Genomic DNA, 22,478 nt, shown 5'->3' on the forward strand with positions numbered 1-22,478 from the left:
AGTGGTGTTTCAGTCCGACGCTTTTATCACCAACGTGCACCAGGGTGGCGCATTCATAGGGCGGCCTATTACAGGGGTCGGGGCCTATGATTTCCAGCGGGTTACTGACCCGAACAGCCCAGACAATGGCAAGCTCCTGATCAACCCTACCACGGGGTATCCAATTCCAGGCACCACGTTCGTTTATGCGGGCAACAGAGCGCCCCGGTTTACCACCCAGCTCACCAATACGTTCACGTACAAGGATCTGTCGTTGAGCTTTTTGCTGGATTTCCGGGTGGGTGGCCAGGTGATTAACGGCAATGATTTGTACTCGACTGGTACGGGCACCAGTGCCCGCACGGCCGAACGTGGCAGTCAGGTGGTGTTCGACGGCGTGATAGCCAACGCCGACGGCACGTACGCGCCAAACACGCGGACCGTTGAACTGACCCAGAATTACTATCGAAACATTTTGGGCTTGGTGGGCACTCCTTTCATTGAAGATGCCTCTTGGTCGCGGCTGCGCTACGTGACGCTCAGCTACGCTCTGCCTACTTCTCTGCTCAGCAAAACTACGTTTCTGAAGGCCATTGAGTTGAACGTGACCGGCCGCAACCTCGTGCTGCTCACCAACTACAGCGGAGCCGATCCCGAAACGGCAGCGGCGGGTTCCGGCGTGCGTGGCGGTGGTTCCAATGGCTTCGACTACGGCAACGTACCCGCCACGCGCGGCGTGGACATGGGCCTACGGGTTACTTTCTAATTGTCTAATGGCTGACTTGTTAAACAAGAGCTCGTTCTGGCAATAGTCGGATACACAGCTCTCTAACAACCAAGCAATTAAGCTATACGATTCCCAATGAAAAAATACCTCCTTTTTGTAGGGCTACTGCTGGGTGGTGGCGCTTTCACGTCGTGCGAGAGCTACCTCGATGTGAACGACAACCCCAACAACCCTTCTACTACGACTCCTAACTTTCTGCTGCCCAGCATTATCAGCAATGGCATCCAGACCCAGATGTTTACGGCGCTACGGACGCCCTACATTGAGCAGTACGTGGTGAGTCGCACTGCCAACAGCGGCGGCAACGACCAATTTCGCTTCACTAACGCCCAGAGCACCAACACGTTCAACTACTCCTACTTTCAATCGGGTGGTAACATTCCGCCGATGATAGCCGCGGCGCAGGCTGAAGGTTCGGCGTATTACGTAGGAGCCGGCAAGATCATGCAGGCCCTCATTTTGGCCCACCTCACCGACATGATGGGCGACGTACCCTATTCAGAGGCGTACCAGGGCGGCGCTAATTTCAAGCCCAAATACGACTCGCAGGAGCAGATTTATGCCACAGTAAATCAACTGCTCGACGAGGGTATTATAGAGATGAGCAAGGATGCCAGTGCCAATTCTCGGCCCTTTTACAGCACGGCGCCTAGCGAAAGTGGCGACATTCTGTATAAAGGCGACGTGAAGAAGTGGATCAGGCTGGCTTACTCGCTGAAAGCCCGTCAGCTTCAGCACCTCACCAAGAAGACCAGCTATGACCCCGCCGCGGTGCTAGCCTTAGTGGACAAGGGCTTCACGAGCAGCGACGACGATGCGCAGATTCAGTTCCAGACGGCAATAGCTCCGTTGGCTAACACCACCAACATTTTTGGGACGACCCGCGCCAACTTCGGCACGGCTACCTTCTCTACCAATTTTATCCGGTACCTGAACGGTTCTACCTATCCTGGTGTCGTTGACCCGCGTTTCGGCATTATGGCCCCGACTACCAGCACCGGCGTAGCACCCGGCGTAGGCACCACCGCCACAATTAACCTGACACCTGGTTCCACCATTACCGACTTCTACGCTAGTTGGTACGCCCGCGACTTGGGCTACTTCGAGGTTATCACTTACCACGAGCTGAAGTTTATTGAAGCCGAAGCCGCCTTCAAGGCGGGTAACAGGGGGCGCGCGCTGACGGCGTACAAGGAGGGCATCCGGGCCCACATGGCCAAAATTGGAAGCGGAGGCACATTCTCGGCACCTGCCGTTACGTTTCCGGTTATCACCCCCTCTCAGATTGCGGCTTACCTCAGCAGTTCTGCCGTAGCCCAAACCGAAGCCCAACTGGCTTCGCCCAACAACCCGAACGTGCCGCGGGCCATTATGGAGCAGAAGTATATCGCCATGTTTTTGAATCCGGAATCGTGGTCGGATATGCGCCGTTATGACTTCAACTCCGATGTGTACGTGAACTTGCAGTACCCAGTGGGCAACTCTGTGAACACTCCCCTGGCTGCTGCCACCGACCCTGCCATGCGCTGGCCGCGCCGAATGCTGCCAGGAGCCACCGAAACTCTCTACAACCCCGACGAGGTAGCACGGATGTTTTCTGAAGCAGGCTCTACTACCAACGACGATTATATCGCCAAACCCCTGTGGTGGGACCGGCCCTAGTGGCTGACTGCGTTGTAATTTTTCTCTTGAAGCTTACTCTAAGCCATGCATAAACCCTATTTACTCCGTCTGTTCCCGGCTTTGCTGCTGGCCGCTACAGTTCTTACCACGAGTTGCGATAAGGAATTGGAACAGCCCTACTCGGGAATTAAAGACGACAACGCCCAAATCACGTTGACGAGTTTTATTCCGGTAGTAACCAAGTACGCGCCTGGTGAATTGGTGCGTATTGAGGTGGCCGCCGCCGAACCCGATCAAGTGCAGGATATCCAACTGGTGCAAGTCGTCAGCAAAACCGACTCCACAGTGGTAGCTACGCTGGCCCCGAACTTCACTTACAACGAGGTGAACCGTACCACGTCGCAGCTTGTGACCTATACGGTACCGTCGACGCTACCCAACAAGCAGCCGGTGCGCTTAGATGTGGTCGTGAACTTCAAGAACGGTGGCTCCCGCACCCGCCCCGTACCATTCAACGTGGCACGGGCCCCAGAAATCAAGTTCAACACCACACCAGCCACATTTCGCAACGGCCTGACAGCCGCTCAGCAGTCGGAGAATGACATCATCACTTACTCCGTTATTCTCAACGAAACGGGCATTACCACCTTGCCAACGAGCTTTGTGGTGGGGTCCAGCCCACCGCTTTTCAAGACGCTCGACAGCCTCTCCTATTTCTACAAAATAGGAAGCGGCGCAGAGCGGCGCATTGGGTCTGTGCGCCTAAGCAGCGGGGCAGCCGTCACCCGCGCCGTAGATGTGACGGTACCGCGCAATTCTGCAGGGCAGCAGGTCACCTTCCGATTTGTCACGTATTCGTTGCAACAAACCGCCTCCGTGAGTAGCACCGTAACCGTAGTTGCGCCGACGGCGTTGCCCCAGCAGCGCACCGGCTCGCTAGCAGTTGGGCCCAGCGCCAACCCTGATTCGTTGTCGTTCAACCTGAAAACGGGCTCGAACGAGCCCAACACGAATCCGGCTACCGCTAAGGACATCTACCTAACGCTGAACGGCACAGCACTCAATCTGGCCACGGCCAACACTACGCAGTTTTTCCGGTTGCCAGCTACGGAAATAACCCCTCAAGCTTTCCCGTCGGCTACCTCCAACAGTGTCGCGCGTCGCTACTATCAAGCGCAGGTAGCGGGTCAGCTAACGACTACTGTGGCTACCCTAGCTACCAATGATCTGATTCTGGTAAAGCTGCGCGGTACTAATGAGTTTATGATAGTGCGCGTGCTAGGTATAAAGCCAAGCACGGCCGGTTCTACGGCTCGCCTCCGTTTCGATTACCGTTCGCTATAGAACAGCCACAACTCTTTTCAGCTAACAATGCCACTCTAATTGGAGTGGCATTGTTGTTTGATATCTACTCTGTAAGTCTGCTTGAATCTGTAATTTTGAAAATGCCCACTGCCGATCCTATTTCTGTTGCCCTCTCCCACCACGGCCTGCGCCAAACGCCAGTGCGTCGGGCGGTACTGCGTGCTTTGCAGACTGCCCCTTATGCACTTTCCAGCCACGACCTAGAGCAGCAGTTAGGTCCCGATACCGACCGAATTACGCTGTACCGGACGTTGCGCACCTTCGAGCAGAAAGGCGTAATCCACCGCGTGGTGGGTACTACCGACATTATCCATTACGCTGCTTGCGCCCCGGCCGCGTGCACCGAGCACGCCCACACCGACGACCATGTGCATTTCAAATGCACTGCTTGCCAGCAAACCTATTGCCTCGACCAAGTGCCGGTACCGGACGTTGCACTTCCCGGCGGCTTCCGCGCTACCACCCGCGACTATTTGTTGTCGGGGGTGTGCCAGCGGTGCCAGCCAGCTTAAAAGCCGACCTTGTATTATACTAGTAAAGAAGTAAATACACGCCTTATACTGCTATATCTAAGCGGCGGACTGCAACCCTTTCACCGTGTTCGTGTTTCTAAGCGCATAAGCACCCACCCGGCGTTTATTCCGAAAGTGCCTTACCGTTTAACACGGAATTGGCCGCCAGATGAAAGCCTCCTTTACGCAAAGCAAGGGAGGCTTTCTATTTCAAGCGTGAGCTTACAAATAATGGCTACCGGCCACCGAATAACCGTTGGAAGAAGCCGCGCTTTCTGCGGGGCTTAACCTTCGTCTTGATTTTGGTGATGCTGCCAGCCGAAGTGGTAATGCGCGTGGTAGTGGAGGGCGTGGGCCGAGTTGGCGCGGTAGCCACGGGCGGTACAGCGGGCGGCACGGGCGCCGGGTTGGCCGAAGCCTGCGCGACAATAATTTCGACGGGGCGGCCCGTAGTACGCACGTTTACAGGGCGGCTTTCATTATGCAGCCTATCCACGGCGGTAAGGTAGTAGGCGTAGCCAAGGCCCGGACGGGCGGTGGTATCGACGTAAGCCAGGCCAGCACCCGGGTGCGGACGCAACACGGTCAGGATGTGCCGCGGGTCGTCGGGAGTGGGCGTTTCGTTTGCGGCGAAGCGGTAGAGCACGTAGTAGGCCGCTAGGTCACCATCGGGGGCAATGGGGGCAGGCTGCCAGGTGAGGCTATTGGCTTTGGGCGAGGCCGTGACCACTAGGTTTTGCGCGGGCGGGGCGGTACGGCATCCAGCCACGGCATGGTAGGAACCAGGGCCGGATAACGAAACAGATTCAAACGCAGCGAATCGGCCGCGTGGCGCGGGTTTACCAGCAACGACTTCGAGCTGAAGAATACGCTGCCCTGCACATCGGCGGGGAAAGAACGGTTCATGCGGACTTGCCGCGGCAATTCTCGGTTGCCGAGCCAAGCCGTGTCGCGGCGGCTGGTTTCCAGCATCCGGTAGGCCCCTGCCCGATGTAGAGGTGGCGCCCAAACCGATTGCGCGACCACCACTCCAGCAGCACCGGATATGCCGCCACCTTGAAACTGCTGCTCCAATACAGCTGCGGCAGAATGTAATCGACCCACCCCTGGCGCGTCCACTCCCGGGCATCGGCATACAGCCCTGAGTAGCCTTCGAAAGCCGATGTAGCAGAGCCTTCCGGGTCGTTGCGCTGGTTCATCCAAACGCCAAACGGCGACACGCCGAACTTCACCCACCGCTTGGTGTGCTGAATGGAATCGTGCAGGTCACGGATGAGCACATTTACGTTTTGGCGGCGCCAATTCGGCAGCGTGAGGTTGTCGGGGTTGAACTGCGCGAAAGCCGCTTCGTCGTGGATCACTTGGCCTGCCTCCGGATACGGGTAGAAGTAATCGTCGAAATGCACGCCGTCGATGTCGTAGCGACGCACCACGTCCATGATGATGCGGTTGATGTACTGGCGTACTTCCGGCAAGCCGGGATTGTAGAGCAATTTGCCCGCATAACGCAGAAACCACTCGGGATGCTGCCGAAACGGGTGATTCGGGGCCAAGCGGCGCGTAACCGAATCCATGGAAGCCCGATAGGGATTGAACCACGCATGAAATTCCATGCCCCGGTTGTGGGCCTCTTCGATGAGGAACGGCAGCGGGTCGTAGGCGGGTTAGGCGCTTTGCCTTGCGTGCCCGTCAGCCACCGGCTCCAAGGTTCTAAGTTGCTTTGGTAGAAAGCATCGGAAGCGGGACGCACTTGCACGAACACCGCGTTGATGCCGTTGCGCTGCTGCTGGTCCAGCATGCGGCGGTATTCGCGCCGCTGCTGGTCGGGGGTGAGATTGCGCGAACTAGGCCAGTCAATATTTTCGACCGTGGCAATCCAGACGCCGCGCAGTTCCCGTTTGGGGGGCACATCGGCAAGAGCGGGGCGCGCGAGGATAGCCTGTAGGCCTACAATGGAAATAAAAAAGGCAAGAAGCCGGCAAGCGGCAAACAAGTGAGACATCAGCACAAAAGGGAATCAGCCTGCAAATTAGCGCCTCCCGCCCGGATATCCCTATTGTTTTAATTGGCTAAGAACTAGTTGCCATGGCAATACCGTTGCGGCGCACTACAAACCCGATTCGGAACACTCCGCTCAGCACGTTTAATTCATACACCGCATCAGCACCATCTTCCGCCACCGTGAAGATGTGGGGGCTTACAAACAGGTAGCTTCTCTTATCAGATACAACTTGCCCGTCATAGGTAATTCTTTCCCGGCCATTCCAAAGGCTGGCTTCTATTTCAAGGTGATGGCCGTGCGTGTCTACCGTAAACTTCTTCATGTACCGGGTTGCCAATGAGTTGGAAGATACATACTAGCCTTGCATTTCGAATACCCAATGTCTGCGACTAATTTGGGTAGGCCAACGCGGAAAATGGAATATCCAGCAACTCGAACTCGGCCCATCGCGCAAAGTCGAAGTGCCACCACTCGGCCGGGTAGTTTACGAAGTTGAAAGCGGCCATGGTATCGAGCAGCAAGGTGCGGTTGCGACGTACTTCCGCCGTTACGGGCTCGTAGGCAGCATGCGCCGCGGGCGTTAAGTCGTCGAAATCAGTAGGCATGAGGAGTGGCTGGCCGGCGGCATCTACTAGCCCCACATCCACGGAGCAGCCGCGGTTGTGCCGGGAGCCCCGCCAAGGTGGAGCGGCGTAGGTTTCGTCTTGAATTTGGTTCCAAAACCGCACGGTTACGCTGTACGGTCGGTAGGCATCGAACACAACTAACCCTACGCCTTGCGCGGCCAGGGCAGCTTGCACCTGCTGCAATGCGGCGGCGGCGGGAGCCCGCAGAAACGCCACGGCATTGGGGTAGAGTGGTTCCCCTAGCACATTGACAGATGTGGCATAGCGAATATCGAGCTCGATAGTCGGAATCAGCTTCTTTACATCAACCAGCTTGGCTTCCGGATTCGCTTGCGCTTGGTGCTGGTAAGTAGCCACATCGGAAACTACCGGCAGGTTGTGGGCATTGGGCGCGGCTGAGGCGTTTGTGGCTGGCATCATGGGGCATCCTCTCCTTCTACGATATAGTCTAGCTGAAACTGGCTCAGGTTGGCCGGATAGCGGCGCGTACGTTGCCGCTCGTAGTTGTACACCGCCTGCCCTAGGTCGCGCAGGAAGGGAAAGCCGATGGTATCGTAGTCGTAGTGGTCGTCGTTGAGTACGCCGTCGGCATTGACGTAGATGACGGCGGCCAGCATAAACTCGACGCCGTGCACGAAATCAGCGACGTAGGCGTTGTCGATGAGAAAGCCATACGCCTGCCCAATTTTATTGAACACCCGTACGCCCGGAGGCAGCGGCGCAATACCCCCACCGCCGAGCAGAAATTTGGCGTAGGTATCAGGGAAGTGTGCGACATCGTAGCGCGGAGCGCGGCTTTCGCGGGGCAGCATGGAGAGGTAGCGGTACAGAAACCGGTAGTTGGCGGGGGCCAGTGCAAACCGGTGCTCGGCGGGCGTGGCCTCTGGAAACAGTAAGGCCCGCAAGACTTGCTGCTGCTCAGGCAGCGGAAAGTTGTTTTTGGTACTAAAGTCCAGCGGACCTTCCACTCGTTTTTCGCCCTGCATGTACGCCTCCCCAACCCGAACATCTCGCGCCGCTAGCTTTGGCAACGGTTGACTGTTGTAGGCGGAAGGCTGCACGTATAGCGGTTGCGTGAGGGCCGTATCAGCGTAAAAAGCCAGTGGGTTGGTATGCCGGGAGCCAGGCTCCTCGTCGCCGACCGAAAGCCGATGAATCAGCCGAGTTTGGCGCAAACCAAGAGTCCGCAGCTTGTCGTTCAGTTCTTGCTGTCCCACAAACTCATACAGCCGGTTGTAGGCATCATTGTCGCTCACCAAAAGCACCTTGCGCACGTATTGCCCCACGCTGGCCCGCCCCGAAGCAGCCGACGAATCGCGAAGCACGCGGGTTTGGCGAGCAAAAGCCGAATCTATTCGCAGCGGAGAGGCCGCCGTAAGACCTGGTATCTGGGCACGCAGGGTTCGTAGCTTCGCCAGCGCCAAGGCCGCCGCTGGCAGCTTCACGGTGCTAGCCGGATAGAAATACTGCTTAGGAGAAGCGCCATAGCGAAACGTACGAAAGTGCGGCTGGCCTGCCGCGTCGCGGTTGATTTGCGTGTACAGGACCTGCACCCGGTACGCCTTCGGATTACGCAGCACCCGCCCGAAATGGGTTGTATCGGCCCGTAGCAGGCGCGGCAGCGGGTTACCGCCACGTTGTGCCCACGCGGCAACGGGCAGTAGGAGCGTGACCACCAACGCCCGTACTTTATATCTAATACCAAAAAAGAAACCCCTCATATGGCCGGAAGATAAAATTCTCCGGGCTCTATAGGAGGGTTTGTCTCAATTAAAAGAAGTAGGGAGCCTCCTAAGTGATAGCACAGATGCGCTATTTCGCATTCGGACAAGGCATAGATGAAGCCTGCATAATGGCGCGAAGTGCACCACCTGCCTGATGGCGTAGCTCTTCAGTGACTGACCATTTTGCTAAATCATGTCGTATGATGTCCCTGTTGCACTCGTATTGTGCTACGATTTTGTAGACAAACAAAGAAGCGGAGTACAGCAGGAATTTAATCATGCTATACTCCGCTTCTTTGTTTCACTCGATTTTAAAGGCGGTTAAAACAGTGATGTTTGTCGCCTCATCGCGCCTGCTATTTTCTCCTTGAGAATCGGCACTTGGAGCTTACTTGTTGATGCTTATTCAGCTCCTTGGTCTTCTATAGGGCTGCCGTCCTCGGCTGAATTGGCTCCGCCTTCCATGCCGTTGGTTTGGCCGGCGTTGCCGTATTCGCCACGAATGCCAGAACCGTCACCCATATTTTCTTGGGTGCTCGTGGCTTCGGGGTTGCCACTGGCTTGCGGGTCCTGATCTTCTTGGCCGGGAATGCGACCGGCGGTGCTCATTTCACTGGCTTGCTGTTCGGCAGCTTCGTTTTGCTGCTTATCTGAAGAGGGGTCGGGCTGATTGTTTGCCATGATGGAGGGAGGTGGGGGTTATACAGGTGAGAGTAGACTACAGATTTACCTTGCCGGTTTCGCCGCCCGATACGCCGGTGCCGCTGCTGATGCTGTTGCCACCAACGTCGCCGTCTTGGGCGTTGCCGGGGGCATCGTAGTTGGGCGCACCCGAACGCACGCGGGCGCCCGAAATTTCTTTACCGCCTTCGGTGCCGCCGCTGCCTGAGTTGTCGTCGGCGTTGTTGCCCGTGTCGGGGCCGCCGGGGGCTTGGCGGCCTTCGGGTTGCCGCTGATCGGTTTGCGAGCTACTTGCTTCGGGCAGGTTGCTGGCGTCGATGGGTTGTTCGGTGGGCTTATCCATAACTTTCAAGTGTTTCGGTGAGTGGATGAGGAAAGAGCAGTACAAGCTATACGCGGCAGCGGCTGGCGCGTTCACCGAGAGGGCATGGTAGTACGGTGGCTTTTCCAGAACTTGGGAACTGCTTCTTTCTAAATTATCCGCGTTCTGTTTCACTATGTCTACTTTACTTCCTTCTGATTCTCTTTCCCAAAAAACCGATGGCGAGCTGCTATTTCTGGCGCAGCACCCCGAGCTATACCACGCCGACCTGATTGCCGCCGCCCGCCGCGAACTACGCCGCCGTGGCATCAGCCCCGACCCCGCCCAGCCCGAACCTCTTCCGCGCGAAAACTATATCCTGCCTTATCAGGAAGAGCAAGAGCCTAGCCTCTGGCAGCGCCCCACGCCGTGGGTGGTATTGCTGGCTGTGCTGCTCGTTGGCGGTATTCTGTACTGGAAAAACATGCAAAGCAAAGCCACTCAGGCCGTGGTGGCGCAACAAGAAATAGAAGGGCCCATCGAGTTGGAAACCGTAGAAACGCATCTCATTCCTACGTTTGACTCTCTTACCCGCACTCAAATCGCGCAAGAGATGCGCCAGCTCTCCCCCGCCGCCCGCAGCGAAGACACCACCGCTACTCGCAAATACCGGCTCCTCGCCACCCGCTACTGGAATGCGGAAAATCAATCGGCGTACTTGTTCAAAGAGTTGAAGGGCGATGCGTCTGATGTTGGGCTGGCCAAACAAGCGCCCGTCGTGATTGAAGAATGGCGGCGGCTCACCAAGGCCCTTGTGTATAACCACGGCCTCACTGCCACCCTCGCCGAGCGCATGGACCTAATGCGTCGAGCTGCCTATCTACGCATTGAAACGCTACAGGAAATAGCCCGCCGTGCACAAAACGACCAAGTTATCCTCGATCCTGATATTACGAATCTGGCCGACTCCGCCGCGCAGATGAGGGAGTCGTTGCTGAGCCGCGAAAAGTGGAACGGTCGGCTTCGGCGGGCTACTTTTTAGAGTTTTGCCGCGGAACCGTTCGATGGAATAACCAGACCCAAACAGTAGCGCTTAACACCGGCAGCTATTGCTCAACAGAAAATTTTCAACTGACAATCAAGCCCTGACCGTAGCCAACGGGAAGGGCTTGTGTCATTTTGTGCGTACTGTTGTTAAAGCAAAAGTAGGGTGTTCTTGTCCTGCCTACGCTACATCACACGGGTTGCTTTATGCCCTTCGAAGATAAAACCGACGCGGAGCTGCTGTATTTGGCGCAGCACGGCGCGCGCTACTCACCTGCCGTCGCCAACGCCGCTGTGCAGGAGTTACAGCGCCGGGGCTTGATACCAACCGAGCTGCCTACCCCCGCCCCTACCCCCGTTCTTCCGCCAGAACCAGTTGAAAGCTGGCCGCGTCAACTAAGGCGGCTAGTGAAAAGTATTGCTTGGCCGCGGCAAGGCTATTACATCACGCCACTATTGATCCTCTCGAATCTACTGGTATTCCTGCTGATGGGGCTGAGCGGGGTGAGCCTGCTGAACCCCACCGGGCCTGACCTTGTGGCTTGGGGTTCCAATTTCTCACCTTTAACTCCGATGCAGCCCTGGCGGCTACTCACGAGCGTATTTTTGCACGGTGGGCCGGCTCACTTGTTTCTTAATATGAGCGCCCTACTCCTACTCGGTTTGCTAGCCGAGGCAAAAGTAGGCCGCGGACCTTGGCTCTTGACTTATCTATTGAGTGGTATTGGAGGCAGCCTCACGAGTTGGTGGTGGCACACCCAGGGCATTAATTCAGTGGGAGCTTCGGGCGCTATTTTCGGACTATATGGGTTGCTATTGGCCTTACTGCTTACGCGCACTCACTTTCGAACCCGCCAAGACCGGGCAGGTATCATAGGGCTGTTGCTCTATTTCGCACTTGGCAGTTTGGTTGGTGGGTTAGAAGGCCCCACTACCGACAACGCCGCCCACGTAGGCGGCTTACTGACCGGCTTTGCAACGGGGTTAGTGCTTGGGTTGGTGGGTAGTAGAAAGGTTTGATTGCAAGTGCTTAAACTTCTAGAACAATAGTTGAGTATTAAACAAATCAAATTTTTACTTTTACAAGTACAACTATTTGGCTCTATCCCTGATCTATCAGGGTAAGAACACTGTCTTTTCAACTCGCCTTCACTCATGAGAGCAACTCTACTCGCACTGGCTACTGCTAGCCTCAGCCTATTTGCATCAACCTCTTCCGCTCAGGCAATATCCAACGGCACCTTTGAAACCTGGGTAACTCGTAGAGCCTTAGTAGTACCTTTCAGCTGGACTACCGTAGATGAGGGTATCGAATCATCTCCTGCGGGCCTTTTTTACAGCGCCGTTACATCCACTAGAGATCCTAGTAGTCATGCTGGCACGTATGCTGCAAAGCTAGAAACAAAAGACGGCGGGCTAGTTAGTACAGTTCTTGGTGCAATCCCCGGGGGTCTGCTGTTGGGCACTGCAAGCTACAACTCCGTTACTGACATATTAGCTGATCGTGATATAAGCGAGATTGGGGGGCTGCCCTTTACCAACCGCGCTGCCAACATGCAGTTTTACTACAAGCTGACTGGCGATAATGCCCTTCCTGATTCAGCCTACGCCATTGTGGCGCTTACCCGCACTACAGGGGGCACCACCCAAACTATTGCTTCCGGCAGTTTGCGTTTGTTGCCGGCTACAGCTTACACATTGGCCACCGTGCCATTACGATACACTTCTGCACTTACCCCCGATTCCATTCATATTGGTTTTGCATCGGGACTTGCTGATGTGCGCCATGAGGGGACCACGCTTTTCATCGATGATGTAACGATGACTGGCCTAGTATCCGCGACCAAGAACCCTGTGTTGGAGGCTTCGCTGAATGTCTATCCTAACCCTAGCTCGAACAGCGAGTTTCGTCTAGCTTCCCCCACTAAGCCAAGCGTAGCAACTGCTCCTTATACCATCACCGATGCCACTGGTCATGTAGTGCGCACCTCGGCAGCAGTACCGGCTAGTTTGGCTAACGGTCGGCCACTCGAACTACGTGGGTTGCCAGCCGGTGTGTATATGCTGCAATTGCATACCCCTGAAGGTGTACTTACCCGCAAGCTATTGATTCCTTAATCGCCTTCATTGATAGTATTGTTTTTCTCCGCTCCCGCCGTTGGTATCATCCAGCGACGGGAGCGTTTTTTCTTGTTGTTTTCAGAATGCGTTAAATGCAGAAGAGAGAACTTGAATTGCGGAAGCTGTATAACAAGCAACTCTTGTCAGTTTGGCAACCTACTGCCGCGGCCAGTTGTATTAGATGTTGTTCGGGCTGTACCTTTTGTCGCCCGCATCTTTAGTGAACTATCGACGTGCAACGCCCGATTCTGTGACCGACGACCAGCTACCAACCGATTCCGCGTCCGACCCGCCAGCCGGAAAGCAACCCTCCCGGTGGCAACGCGCAGTGACGGCCGTTGGTCGGGTGGCAGTGGTGCCTTTCAACACAGCAGGCTACCTCTACCGGACCGGTCAGCAAAACCGGCACTTCACGCTCCCGGTCCTTAACGGTGCTTTCGGCGACCAACTTGCCGAGCGCCACGACCGGCGAGCTATTCAGATGAGCTTCCGGCGGCATGGCGCTGATGTCTCTGTGGCGTCGTTGCGGCTAGAACCCACAGCCGATGGGCGCCCACGCAAAACGGTGGTATTTCTGCATGGCCTGATGGGCGACGAGGTAATTTGGCAAACGGGGTCGCCGGAAGGGTTGCGGTACGGTCCACGTCTGCAACAAGACACCGGTGCCAACTGCCTCTACGTTCGCTACAACACGGGCCTGCACATCTCCGAGAATGGCAAGCAACTCAACCTTCTTCTCCTTGAGTTACTAACCACGTTTCCCGACGCCATCGGCGATTTAATCCTGATGGGTCACAGCATGGGGGGCCTCGTTATTCGGAGCGCGGGTTACTACGCGTCTCCCCCACAGAATACGCTTGAGCGGCAAGCGTCTATCAACGAAGCCGCGCAGAGCGACGCTCACTACGTAGCAACTCAAACCTCGCGTCCACAACCAAGCACCTGGCTAGCCCACCTGCGCGACGTATTCCTGTTGGGGGTACCCAACGACGGCTCCTTTTTAGAGCAGAACAGTCATTTCACGTCGGTGGTACTCCGCAAAATCAACTTGCGACCAACCCGCTTTATCAGTGGCCTAATCGATAAGCGTAGCAACGGCATCAAGGACCTGCGGCACGCTATTTTGGTTGATGAGGACTGGCAAGACCCACACGCCAACGACTTATTTCCGCCGCGCACGTTGGTACCGCCATTGCCGGGTGTCCGCTACCATGTGCTCGTTGGCTCCCTGCTCAAATCCGCCAACTCTGCCCTCCACGACTACTTCGGCGACGGACTTGTGGGCGCTGGCAGTGCCCTCGGCCGTGTTTTTGGCGACCCAGCCCTGCCACCAGAGCAGCAGATCAGCACCCGCGTATTCTCCAAGCTTCACCATGGCAGCTTGCTTAGCAACCAAGAGGTGTATCAGTACCTCCGCGACCGAGTAAACCAAACGCGAGGTTAGTCTTTGGCGCGCGCCTTAATCCAGGTCTGCATGGCTTCGAGGGCCGCGGGAGCCATTACCGGACGCGGCTGGCCGTTGATAAGGGGCCATTCAGTGGTTGGCGCCTGAAATAGGTGGTTGATGTTTTCCAACTTTTGCACAGTCACCTGTTTATTGGCTTTCAATCCTTTGGCTAACAAATCCAAGTTTGTTTGCGCTTCCACCATATCATCGCCGGTGCCGTGCATCAGCAGAACAGCCCCGCGCACATTGGCTAGGGAAGCTTGCGGATCGAAGTTGAGGTAGCTCCGGTACCAAGGCGCCGTAAGACGAGACGCGGCGGCGTGCACTGCATCCAAGCGCATATTTGGGTTGTCCTGCTGAATCATGTTGGCTACAATGGCTTGTGCCTGGTTGTTGTCGGCCGTTTGGCGCACAATTTCCAGCATAGCCCGGCGGCGTTTGCGCAAGGCGTCGGTGCGCTTGCGGTCCTCACCTTTCTGCCGCATGCGCTGTTGTTCCAAAAACGTTTCCACCTGTGCTACATTGGAACCTGAGGTGCGCAATTGCTCGGCCTGCCGGCGCGCTGCTGCGCGGGCTAATTCTTGGCGGCGCGCCAAACCGAGCAGTGCCGTGTCAGCCACACCCGAACGCAACAGCAAAGAGGGCCGTTGCTCGGCTAGCGTCTCCCGGCCCGGCAGGCCAGTTGCAGCCAGTGCCACCACAAACGTGGGAGCCAACGGCTGAGCCGCGGCCAGCAAGGCTATGTTGCCACCTTCGCCGTGTCCTACCATTCCAAGGTGTGCAATGTCGATCAGCGGCCGGGTACGCAGGAAACTAAGTGCGGCCTGGGCATCGCGCACACGGTCGGCGGTGGTCACCGTGGCTGAGTCGCCGGCCGATTGACCAATGCCCCGGTCATCAAGGCGTAGCACTGCAATGCCACGGCGAGTAAGGAAGTCGGCTAGGCTGCCGGTCAGGGCATAGTCACCATACACCGCGTCGCGGGTTTGCGTGTCGAGGTCTGAGAGCACCACCACGGCCGGAAAAGGGCCTTCACCGGCGGGTATGGTAAGGGTACCTGCCAAACTTAGGTGGTCAATAGTATTAGGCACCTTTACCTCCTCGACGCGGTAAGGCGGAGGAAACTTGAAGATTTTGGGAGCGGCCGTAGTAGCCGGAGGAATAAACAGCAATGTAAGTGGAGCAGAGTAGCCTGTTTGTTGCCATACGCCCAATAGTTGTTGGCCATCAGCCGAACGCCGGCCCACAAAGCGGCAGCCTGCCTGTTCGGCTTCAAAGGTGAGCGTATCGCCGCGGGGAGTCACGGTCATAGGCTCCCGGTTGACACGCTGCATAGGCACATCCAGTACTGCAAACCGGTTTCCATCGGCTAGCTCCGTTACCGTAATCATCATTGGCAAACTACCTCCCGGCACTGTCAAGGCTCCTTTCCACTGCCCCTCCAACGAATAACGCTTGGCGGTTGGTGCCTGGGCTTGCGCCTCCGTGCAGATAATTAAGCTGAGTAGCATCAGCACAACCCAGTTCCATAAGGATCTGGAAACCAACTTTTTCATGAGTAGTATAATGGAGACGGCAGCCTTTTAAACAGAGCTTAGTTGCAATCCAGCCCATCTGCTCGGCGAGTAGATGGGCTGAAGTTTAAATATGCTGCAAGTACGTTGTTTGGCTTCGGAGCCTGCCAGCCAATTCGTTGGAACTCGGCAAAAAGGCGATAAAAATAGAATTTTCGCTGACTAATATAACTTCCTTATTAAGGGCGCAGAACTCGGTCAATAACGTGTACTACACCATTGGTAGCCTGTACATCCGGAATTACCATGTTAGCGGGTGTAGTGTTCTGAGGCCCTTTCACAGTTATCACTCCGTTAGTGAATGTTCCTAACTGCAAGCGAGCTCCTCCAAACGAATTTACGGTGGAGTTGTCTACGAATTCTGGAGTGAATTTAGCACCATCGGCAAGGACATGAGTTGCCAGAACAGCCGTCACCACTTCTTTAGGCAGCTTACGAATATCTGCCGGAACATTAAGCGATACTCCAAGCTCGGTACCCAGATTTTTGAATGCTTGGTCGGTAGGTGCAAACACAGTCAGGTTAGGCGTTTTGGAGAGTACATCTGCCAAGTCGCAATACAGTACCGCTTCTACCAGAAAAGTTAGTTCTGGACTAGTGAAGACTTTCGAGGTTTGCAGCGCAAGGGCCGATTCTACCACAGTGGCCTTAGTAGCTAGCAATACCTTATCAATTACGTGAATGGTACCATTGGCCGCTTGCACATCAGTAACTAGAATGCGCGAACCATTCACGTATAAATCGTTGCCTCTGCGGATAATGCGCCGTTGAGGTCCTAGAGCTGATGCTGAGGTTGCTCCTGCTGTTAAGTCACTACCTGCTATTGTTCCGTTGGCAACGTGGTAAAACAGTGTATTCTGCAGGAAAGGCTGCTGCAATGTGAGTAAGTCGCTAGCAGAATTTAGCCCTAAACGAGAGAAGGCAGCGTTGTTAGGTGCAAAAACAGTGTAATTACCCTTATTCGTAGGATCATTAGGATTTTTATTAGATAAAATTCCAGCAACATCTCCTCGGATAGCGGCATCTTCTAAAACTTGAAAGTCAGGATTCGATACTGTGATGTTGGCAATCGTAGGGTCAACTTCCTCTTTCTTATCGCAGCTCGACAACGCTAATGCGCCAACTAGCAAACTACTACACCAAGTAAGCAATTTTTTTTTCATAGGTAACTCCTTGTTAAACAGTACTATATTTTGATTAAATCAGTGCGATTCTAGGAAACCAAACACTTAAACCGAACAACAAACGAAACAGGGGTAACTTCGGATTGTGACGAAGATAAAACCGAACAGCACATTTCTGCCGTAATTCAACCAGATAAATTCGCAGGATTGCAGAGAACTCCACGAAGGTATTATATTTGAATAACGTCGAGATGTCTTCCCTCGATTTTGTTTTCTAAATCATTTTATTATGCAAAAAATCTACCGTTCTCTACTTTTACTCTCACTTGCCAATTTAAGTGGTCTATCGGCTGCCTATGCCCAAAGCTTGGTCAGCGGTTTCATGGCCGGCAAGGGCCACGGGTCGGTGGTCGTTTCGGGTACGGTAGAGCGTTATTCGAGCGTGTATCTGGCCCCCACGAAGATTGATAAGGTGCCAATTTTTGATGAGGTCAGAGTTAGCTCTCTTAACCTGTATGGTAGCTACGGCATTTCCGACAAGTTAGAAGCAGTAGTTAGTCTGCCTTACATCGAGTCGAAAGGCAATGCTGACGAACAAGTCGTAAAAGCGCAGAACTACACCAACCGGCGCGCAGGGTTACAAGACCTCACTGTGTTGCTCAAAGGCAAAGTTCTGAGTCGGGAACTAGGTACTAACGTATTGGACATATTGGCCGTCGTCAGTGCTAGCACTCCGGTAAGTGACTATAAATCAGAAGAAGGCTTGGGGTATATCATTGCTATCGGTAATCACGCTAAAAAGGCAACAGTTTCGGGTGTAGCCCACCTCAAGACGGTGTCGGGGGTTTTCTTTACGGGTCAGGCTGGCTACAGCGTGCGCGACAATAGTGCGCCCAATGCCTTCGTTGCGGAAACCAAGGTTGGATACGCCGGTCCGAAGCTCTACGTAGATGCATTAGCTGCTTTCCAGCATTCTGACAAGGATGGCACTGATATTTTACAGCCTGGCTTCACTGGTTTTTTTCCAGCTACGCGCGTGAACTATGTGCGCTTGGGCGCTAGCGCGTTCCGGCCATTGGCCAAAGGGTTTGGTTTGACGGTGGGCGTTAATACCTATGTAGCGGGCCGCAACTTAGGCAAGTCGACTGGTGTTTCGGGCGGTGTGGCTTACAACTTCTAGCTCTAGCTTAACATAAGCTGGCAATTACAACAGCAACAAAAAGCCCTGCCACATATGCGTGGCAGGGCTTTTTGTTGAGATACTATATTCCTATTCAATTACCAGCTCTGTGAAATTACTCTCAACTACTACCCCAGGCAGCTTAAGGCCGGTTTCTAAGGTTACCTCCTGCATTTCAATAGACTGCCCATCCACCAAGAAGGTAGCTGCACCAAAGGGCAAGCCGTGCAATACTACTTGGTAGCGGGTGAAGCTAGGCTGGTAGTCGCCTTCAATGACTTGCTGCAGTACTACATTTTTATCAGTGCCAACCACTGTGAAGCGACGCGTGGTACTATGGCCTTCGAGGTAACCGTAGCCCTCGCCGCCATCGTCGTAGAGGACGCTGCTTTGCTGGCCAGCTTTGTAATAGACGTGTAGCGTCACTTCTTCGATAACCAACTCGCCTACATACTGCTGCACCGGATAGAATGGAATAACGGCCCCGGCACGCACAAATAGCGGAATACGGTCTAGGCCAGCCGTGGCCCATACTTCGGCGCCGCCCGCTTTAGGTTCGTCGGTGTAGTAGTAGAACCAGTCGCCACGCGGCAGATACATCCAACGGCCATCGACGCCGGCTTGCGTGATTGGGCAAATCAGCAGATGGTCGCCGAGGCTGAATTCAGCCATGCGCAGATAGGTTTCGGTGTCGTTCTGGTCGAGGAACGGGAGCGGGCGCAACATAGGCGTACCCTGCTGCATGTACTGCCAGAAGGTAGTGTACATGTATGGCAGTAGGCGGTAACGCAGTTCAATAAAGCGCTTAGCCAACTCGGCTGCCTCCTCGCCGAACGACCAAGGCTCTTGGTCGCCGTGGTCGCCGGAGCTATGGGTTCGGAAGAACGGGTGGAATGCGCCGAGTGCCACCCAACGCACATACAGCTCCGCGTCGGGCGTATCGATGAAGCCCCCAATATCGGAACCCACAAAGCTGAAACCCGATATACTTAGGCGCTGACACTGAATATTCGCCAGCCAGAGGTGCTCCCAAGAAGCAATATTGTCGCCGGTCCAGGCCGAGGAATAGCGCTGCCCGCCCGCATACGTGCTACGCGTGATGCTAAAGGGGCGGTTGGGATAGCTGAACTGCTTGACGCCAGCGGCCGTAGCGCGGGCCATCTGCATGCCGTACACGTTGTGCGCTTTCTTGTGCGAAGCAGGATGCCCTTCGTAGTGGAAACGCACATCGTCGGGAAAGGTACCTTTTTCGAACACGGCCGGTTCGTTCATGTCGTTCCAAACGCCTTTCACGCCGTCTTCCTGAATCAAGCCTTTGAAGAGGCCTGCCCACCATTCGCGCACCTCGGGGCGGGTGTAGTCGGGGAAGTTGCAGAGACCCGGCCAAACCGAGCCCTTCATCAGCGGACCATCGGCGCGGCGGCAGAAATAATCGTTGGCTAGGGCCTCGGTATAGACGCTGTACTCGGGGTCAATCTTGATGCCGGGGTCGATGATGACGATGGTTTTGAAGCCATCAGCGGCCAGTTCCTGCACCATGCGCTTCGGCTCGGGGAAGTGCGTCGGGCTCCAAGTGAAGCACCGGTAGCCATCCATGTAATCGATGTCGAGGTAGAGCGCATCGCAGGGAATCTGCCGGTCGCGGAAGCCTTTGGCAATGGCTTTCACGTTGCTTTCAGGATAGTAGCTCCACTTGCATTGATGGTAGCCTAGGGCCCAAAGAGGCGGCATTTCGGGCGGGCACGTCAGGCGAGTGTACTCCTGCGTGACTTCGAGCAGCGAGGGACCGTAGATGAAATAGTAGTTCATCTCGCCGCCTTGAGCCCAGAAACTGGTAACGTCGGCGCGCTCAGCGGCAAAATCAAAGTTCGCTCGAAAGGAATTGTCGAAGAAGATGCCGTGGGCTAACCGCTGCTGCAACTCGATGTAGAACGGAATGTTTTTGTACAGCGGATCGGTACCCTTGACGTAGCCGTAGGTGTCAGTGCCCCAGTTGGTGAAGCGCCGGCCCCGCAGGTTCATGTTGTCGGGTTTGTCGCCGAGGCCGTAGTAGCAGACGCCGCTTTGCACCTGCTTGCTCATCTTCACGATGTCGTTGCCGGAGTCGTAGTCGTACTCCCAATGGAAACCTTTATCGTCTTCCATCAGTACCAAACCTGAACGGTTGAGCACGCGAGTTCTCAGGCCTTCTTTCGAAACGGTGCAGATTAGGCGGTCAGTGGTGATACGGAAATGGTCGGTTTTTTCGCGAAACTCCAAAAAAAGAGGTGCCTGTCGGGAAGGCACCCCTTCGGGAAAAGCGTAGCTGAAATCGGGGGCAAATCCATTGTCGGTGGCGAAACGGAATCGCAGCACCTTATCGGTAATTACTTCAATTCGCAGCTGAACATTGTTGTCGCAACGGAAAAGAAAATCGGTGCCTTCTTGATGACTGGCAACCACTTGGCCTGGAAAGAACTCCTGTTTCGCTTTCGCGGCCAGGTCGTTCACCATATAATTTTGACCTTGGAAATTATTATCGTTCATATAGGATACGGAGGTGCAGAGAGAAGCAGAAGAAGAAGTTAGAAGAGAGTTGAGCAAGCCCGAAAAAGTCCTGTTCAGCTTGTAAAGGTAAAAATGAATCCCACGAATTTTACCTAACATTGACCATCATTGCCTATAATTGCCTTAGCGGCCCTGTTAGTGCATTTTTTGGGTAATACCGCTCCCCCTTGCCGCGCTCATGAAAACTAACCCACTGAAGGTACTACTGCTAGGTTGGGACACCCCCAATGTATCGACGGAAGTTGTACCACCAACCACTACCCTACTCCAGGCCCTCGCCCCACGTGCTGAGCTGACGCTGCTGTTGCCGCGCATCTCCGAGCCAATGCGCCTTTCCAGCGTGGTACAGACCACCGGCCTTGGCAACTTAACGGCCGAAGAACTGGTGCTACTAGAGGCGCTGTACGAGTCCGACAAGTCGCAGACACTGCAATGGCCGGAAGCGCCCTACCGCGGTGCTTCGCTCGAACAGGATGGGTCGCCAAACGGCGTACCCGCGGCGCCTTATATAGGCCGCTCCGATGACGGTTCGAATGCGTCTGCCTCGCCAGCCCTTGAATTTGCGGCACCAGATGAGATATCGGCTGGAACAGTAGAAGTTGGCGAAGCGGCGGACCTTGGTTCCGATAATGTTGCGCCCTACTCTGGAACTACTGAGTTTGCTAGGGAAGAAGTGGTAGCGCAGCCTACCGAAGCGCCAAGCGCCCCCTCCCACAACGAAGCTCCAGCTCCGGCTGTCCCGGCTAATTGGATGACGCAACTGCCCGTTCACCAGTCCATCTTGGACGTGGCAACGGCTGCTTTGCAGGCTCTGCCAACCGATGATGCCAGTCTGAATTTCCGCGTTATTCAATATGCCCGGTTGGCCACTCGGCTGGCTGCCAGCCAAGATTTTGCGGTGATCTACGCTTCCGATTGGCAGTCGTGGCTGGCGGGTATGGAAATTCGGCAACTCACGGGCAAGCCGCTGGTTCTGCACGTGTATAGCCTCGCCCAAGAACGCAACACCCCCGCCGACCGTGGTTGGGTGACGGAGCTAGAGCGCATTGCCCTACGCCGCGCTGACTTGGTTTTAACGGCCAATGCCGATTTGGCTTTGCGTGTAATAGAACTCCATGATGTGTCGCCCCAGCGCGTGCGCCGCTTAAGCCGGGCCGCTACCCAAGAAGCTGACCTGCTAGCCGAAACCATTTTGTCGGCGTTGCGAGAAGTATCGTAGTACGTAGTAAAGAGTGGATGAGAAAACTGTACCCAATAGACAATCTTTTACTCTCGTCCTGATTAGCTGAGTCCTCGTGCTACTTTTGTGGCGCGCACGGTTTTGCGTGCTACACTTTGCGTTTTTCTTATGGCTGATTCTCAGGAACAGGTTTTCGATGCTGAACTAGAGCTGCACCCCAGCGACGGAGGCGTGTTTCTTTTCATTCCCTTCAGCGTACCCGAAGTATTCGGGCAGCGCGGACAAGTACACGTGCGCGGCACCCTTGATGGTTTTCCATTCCGCCTACCGCTTACTCTCGACGAAGACGGCAACCATATTCTGTCGGTAAACAAGCAATTGCGTAATGCCGTCGATAAGACGTGGGGCATGCCCGTACACGTGACGATGACGCTTGACACCGACGAGCCCGGCTTCACCCTCCCCGACGACCTCGCCCGTGCTCTTGACCGGGTTGGCTTACGCGCTAAGTTCGACGAATTGGCCTACCCCCACCGCCGCGAGTATGTGCAGTGGGTGGAACGCGCAAAAAAGCCTGAAGCTCGTATCCGGCGCATCCAAGAAGTGCTAGAAGGCGCAGAAACTGGCAAAAAGTTAAAGTAAAACTTACCCAACAAAAAGC

General features: G+C 55.1%; 23 protein-coding genes and 1 pseudogene. 12 read left to right on the forward strand and 12 right to left on the reverse strand.

What is annotated here, in order from left to right:
* Nucleotides 1-4 precede the first annotated feature (4 nt).
* The 4 genes from MUN86_RS16440 (at nt 5) to MUN86_RS16455 (ending at nt 4,266) form a co-directional block, all read left to right on the forward strand.
* Nucleotides 5-745, forward strand: coding sequence for a hypothetical protein (locus tag MUN86_RS16440; RefSeq protein WP_245119142.1), 741 nt, complete (start codon nt 5-7; stop codon nt 743-745).
* 96 nt (nt 746-841) lie between these two features.
* The gene (locus tag MUN86_RS16445; protein WP_245119143.1) at nt 842-2,428 is read left to right on the forward strand and encodes a SusD/RagB family nutrient-binding outer membrane lipoprotein; all 1,587 of its coding nucleotides are present in this window, start codon (nt 842-844) and stop codon (nt 2,426-2,428) included.
* A 45-nt stretch (nt 2,429-2,473) separates the two neighbouring features.
* On the forward strand, nt 2,474-3,733 hold the full coding sequence (locus MUN86_RS16450; protein ID WP_245119144.1) for a hypothetical protein: 1,260 nt from the start codon (nt 2,474-2,476) through the stop codon (nt 3,731-3,733).
* Nucleotides 3,734-3,834: 101 nt separating this feature from the next.
* Nucleotides 3,835-4,266, forward strand: coding sequence for a Fur family transcriptional regulator (locus MUN86_RS16455; RefSeq protein WP_245119145.1), 432 nt, complete (start codon nt 3,835-3,837; stop codon nt 4,264-4,266).
* 235 nt (nt 4,267-4,501) lie between these two features.
* Here MUN86_RS16455 and MUN86_RS16460 read toward each other — a convergent pair whose 3' ends face one another.
* Genes MUN86_RS16460 through MUN86_RS31245 form a run of 3 tightly spaced genes read right to left on the reverse strand, consistent with a single transcriptional unit; the run spans nt 4,502 to nt 5,879 of the window.
* On the reverse strand, nt 4,502-5,035 hold the full coding sequence (locus tag MUN86_RS16460) for a hypothetical protein (protein ID WP_245119146.1): 534 nt from the start codon (nt 5,033-5,035) through the stop codon (nt 4,502-4,504).
* Nucleotides 4,996-5,172 (reverse strand): hypothetical protein, encoded by a 177-nt coding sequence (locus MUN86_RS16465; protein WP_245119147.1) that lies wholly within the window; start codon nt 5,170-5,172, stop codon nt 4,996-4,998. The genes MUN86_RS16460 and MUN86_RS16465 overlap by 40 nt, the downstream gene beginning before the upstream one ends.
* Complete coding sequence (locus tag MUN86_RS31245; protein ID WP_280640531.1) at nt 5,169-5,879, reverse strand: glycoside hydrolase family 10-like protein; 711 nt, start codon at nt 5,877-5,879, stop codon at nt 5,169-5,171. The genes MUN86_RS16465 and MUN86_RS31245 overlap by 4 nt, the downstream gene beginning before the upstream one ends.
* On the opposite strand from MUN86_RS31245, the gene MUN86_RS31250 reads away from it, so the two are divergent.
* Nucleotides 5,868-5,993 (forward strand): hypothetical protein, encoded by a 126-nt coding sequence (locus MUN86_RS31250; RefSeq protein ID WP_280640654.1) that lies wholly within the window; start codon nt 5,868-5,870, stop codon nt 5,991-5,993. The genes MUN86_RS31245 and MUN86_RS31250 overlap by 12 nt on opposite strands.
* On the opposite strand, the pseudogene MUN86_RS31255 reads toward MUN86_RS31250, so the two are convergent.
* From MUN86_RS31255 to MUN86_RS16495, 6 genes and pseudogenes are all read right to left on the reverse strand, one after another.
* Nucleotides 5,993-6,268: pseudogene (locus MUN86_RS31255) on the reverse strand (family 10 glycosylhydrolase); the annotation flags it as partial. The gene MUN86_RS31250 and the pseudogene MUN86_RS31255 sit on opposite strands and share 1 nt — an antisense overlap.
* A 67-nt stretch (nt 6,269-6,335) precedes the next feature.
* A complete protein-coding gene (locus MUN86_RS16475) occupies nt 6,336-6,590 on the reverse strand; it encodes an LURP-one-related/scramblase family protein (RefSeq protein ID WP_245119148.1) in 255 nt (84 codons plus the stop codon).
* Nucleotides 6,591-6,657: 67 nt separating this feature from the next.
* Nucleotides 6,658-7,314 carry a M15 family metallopeptidase gene (locus MUN86_RS16480; RefSeq protein WP_245119149.1) on the reverse strand — a complete coding sequence of 219 codons (657 nt, stop codon included), beginning with the start codon at nt 7,312-7,314 and terminating at the stop codon, nt 6,658-6,660.
* Nucleotides 7,311-8,615, reverse strand: coding sequence for a serine hydrolase (locus MUN86_RS16485; RefSeq protein WP_245119150.1), 1,305 nt, complete (start codon nt 8,613-8,615; stop codon nt 7,311-7,313). The genes MUN86_RS16480 and MUN86_RS16485 overlap by 4 nt, the downstream gene beginning before the upstream one ends.
* Nucleotides 8,616-9,020: 405 nt before the next feature.
* Nucleotides 9,021-9,299 carry a hypothetical protein gene (locus MUN86_RS16490; protein WP_245119151.1) on the reverse strand — a complete coding sequence of 93 codons (279 nt, stop codon included), beginning with the start codon at nt 9,297-9,299 and terminating at the stop codon, nt 9,021-9,023.
* A 37-nt stretch (nt 9,300-9,336) separates the two neighbouring features.
* Nucleotides 9,337-9,642 (reverse strand): hypothetical protein, encoded by a 306-nt coding sequence (locus tag MUN86_RS16495; protein ID WP_245119152.1) that lies wholly within the window; start codon nt 9,640-9,642, stop codon nt 9,337-9,339.
* 154 nt (nt 9,643-9,796) lie between these two features.
* Between MUN86_RS16495 and MUN86_RS16500 the strand changes: the two genes are divergently transcribed.
* The 4 genes from MUN86_RS16500 (at nt 9,797) to MUN86_RS16515 (ending at nt 14,209) form a co-directional block, all read left to right on the forward strand.
* Nucleotides 9,797-10,642: a hypothetical protein gene (locus MUN86_RS16500; RefSeq protein ID WP_245119153.1), complete on the forward strand. Its 846-nt coding sequence runs from the start codon at nt 9,797-9,799 to the stop codon at nt 10,640-10,642.
* A 209-nt stretch (nt 10,643-10,851) separates the two neighbouring features.
* Nucleotides 10,852-11,664 (forward strand): rhomboid family intramembrane serine protease, encoded by an 813-nt coding sequence (locus MUN86_RS16505; protein ID WP_245119154.1) that lies wholly within the window; start codon nt 10,852-10,854, stop codon nt 11,662-11,664.
* A 438-nt stretch (nt 11,665-12,102) separates the two neighbouring features.
* Entirely contained in the window at nt 12,103-12,762 is a 660-nt protein-coding gene (locus MUN86_RS16510) for a T9SS type A sorting domain-containing protein (RefSeq protein ID WP_245119155.1), read from the forward strand.
* 253 nt (nt 12,763-13,015) lie between these two features.
* Entirely contained in the window at nt 13,016-14,209 is a 1,194-nt protein-coding gene (locus MUN86_RS16515) for an esterase/lipase family protein (RefSeq protein WP_245119156.1), read from the forward strand.
* Here the strand turns inward: MUN86_RS16515 and MUN86_RS16520 are convergent.
* Nucleotides 14,206-15,768, reverse strand: coding sequence for an alpha/beta hydrolase family protein (locus MUN86_RS16520; RefSeq protein ID WP_245119157.1), 1,563 nt, complete (start codon nt 15,766-15,768; stop codon nt 14,206-14,208). The two genes, MUN86_RS16515 and MUN86_RS16520, sit on opposite strands and share 4 nt — an antisense overlap.
* Before the next feature lie 197 nt (nt 15,769-15,965).
* Complete coding sequence (locus MUN86_RS16525) at nt 15,966-16,949, reverse strand: fasciclin domain-containing protein (RefSeq protein WP_245119158.1); 984 nt, start codon at nt 16,947-16,949, stop codon at nt 15,966-15,968.
* Between the two features lie 250 nt (nt 16,950-17,199).
* On the opposite strand from MUN86_RS16525, the gene MUN86_RS16530 reads away from it, so the two are divergent.
* Complete coding sequence (locus tag MUN86_RS16530; protein WP_245119159.1) at nt 17,200-18,090, forward strand: hypothetical protein; 891 nt, start codon at nt 17,200-17,202, stop codon at nt 18,088-18,090.
* 90 nt (nt 18,091-18,180) lie between these two features.
* Here MUN86_RS16530 and MUN86_RS16535 read toward each other — a convergent pair whose 3' ends face one another.
* The gene (locus MUN86_RS16535) at nt 18,181-20,616 is read right to left on the reverse strand and encodes a glycoside hydrolase family 31 protein (protein ID WP_245119160.1); all 2,436 of its coding nucleotides are present in this window, start codon (nt 20,614-20,616) and stop codon (nt 18,181-18,183) included.
* A 199-nt stretch (nt 20,617-20,815) separates the two neighbouring features.
* On the opposite strand from MUN86_RS16535, the gene MUN86_RS16540 reads away from it, so the two are divergent.
* Nucleotides 20,816-21,856, forward strand: a complete 1,041-nt coding sequence (locus tag MUN86_RS16540; RefSeq protein ID WP_245119161.1) for a glycosyltransferase — start codon at nt 20,816-20,818, stop codon at nt 21,854-21,856.
* Between the two features lie 129 nt (nt 21,857-21,985).
* Nucleotides 21,986-22,459 carry a YdeI/OmpD-associated family protein gene (locus MUN86_RS16545; RefSeq protein WP_245119162.1) on the forward strand — a complete coding sequence of 158 codons (474 nt, stop codon included), beginning with the start codon at nt 21,986-21,988 and terminating at the stop codon, nt 22,457-22,459.
* Nucleotides 22,460-22,478: the final 19 nt, after the last annotated feature.

This window comes from Hymenobacter volaticus (genome assembly GCF_022921055.1).
GTDB lineage: Bacteria > Bacteroidota > Bacteroidia > Cytophagales > Hymenobacteraceae > Hymenobacter > Hymenobacter volaticus.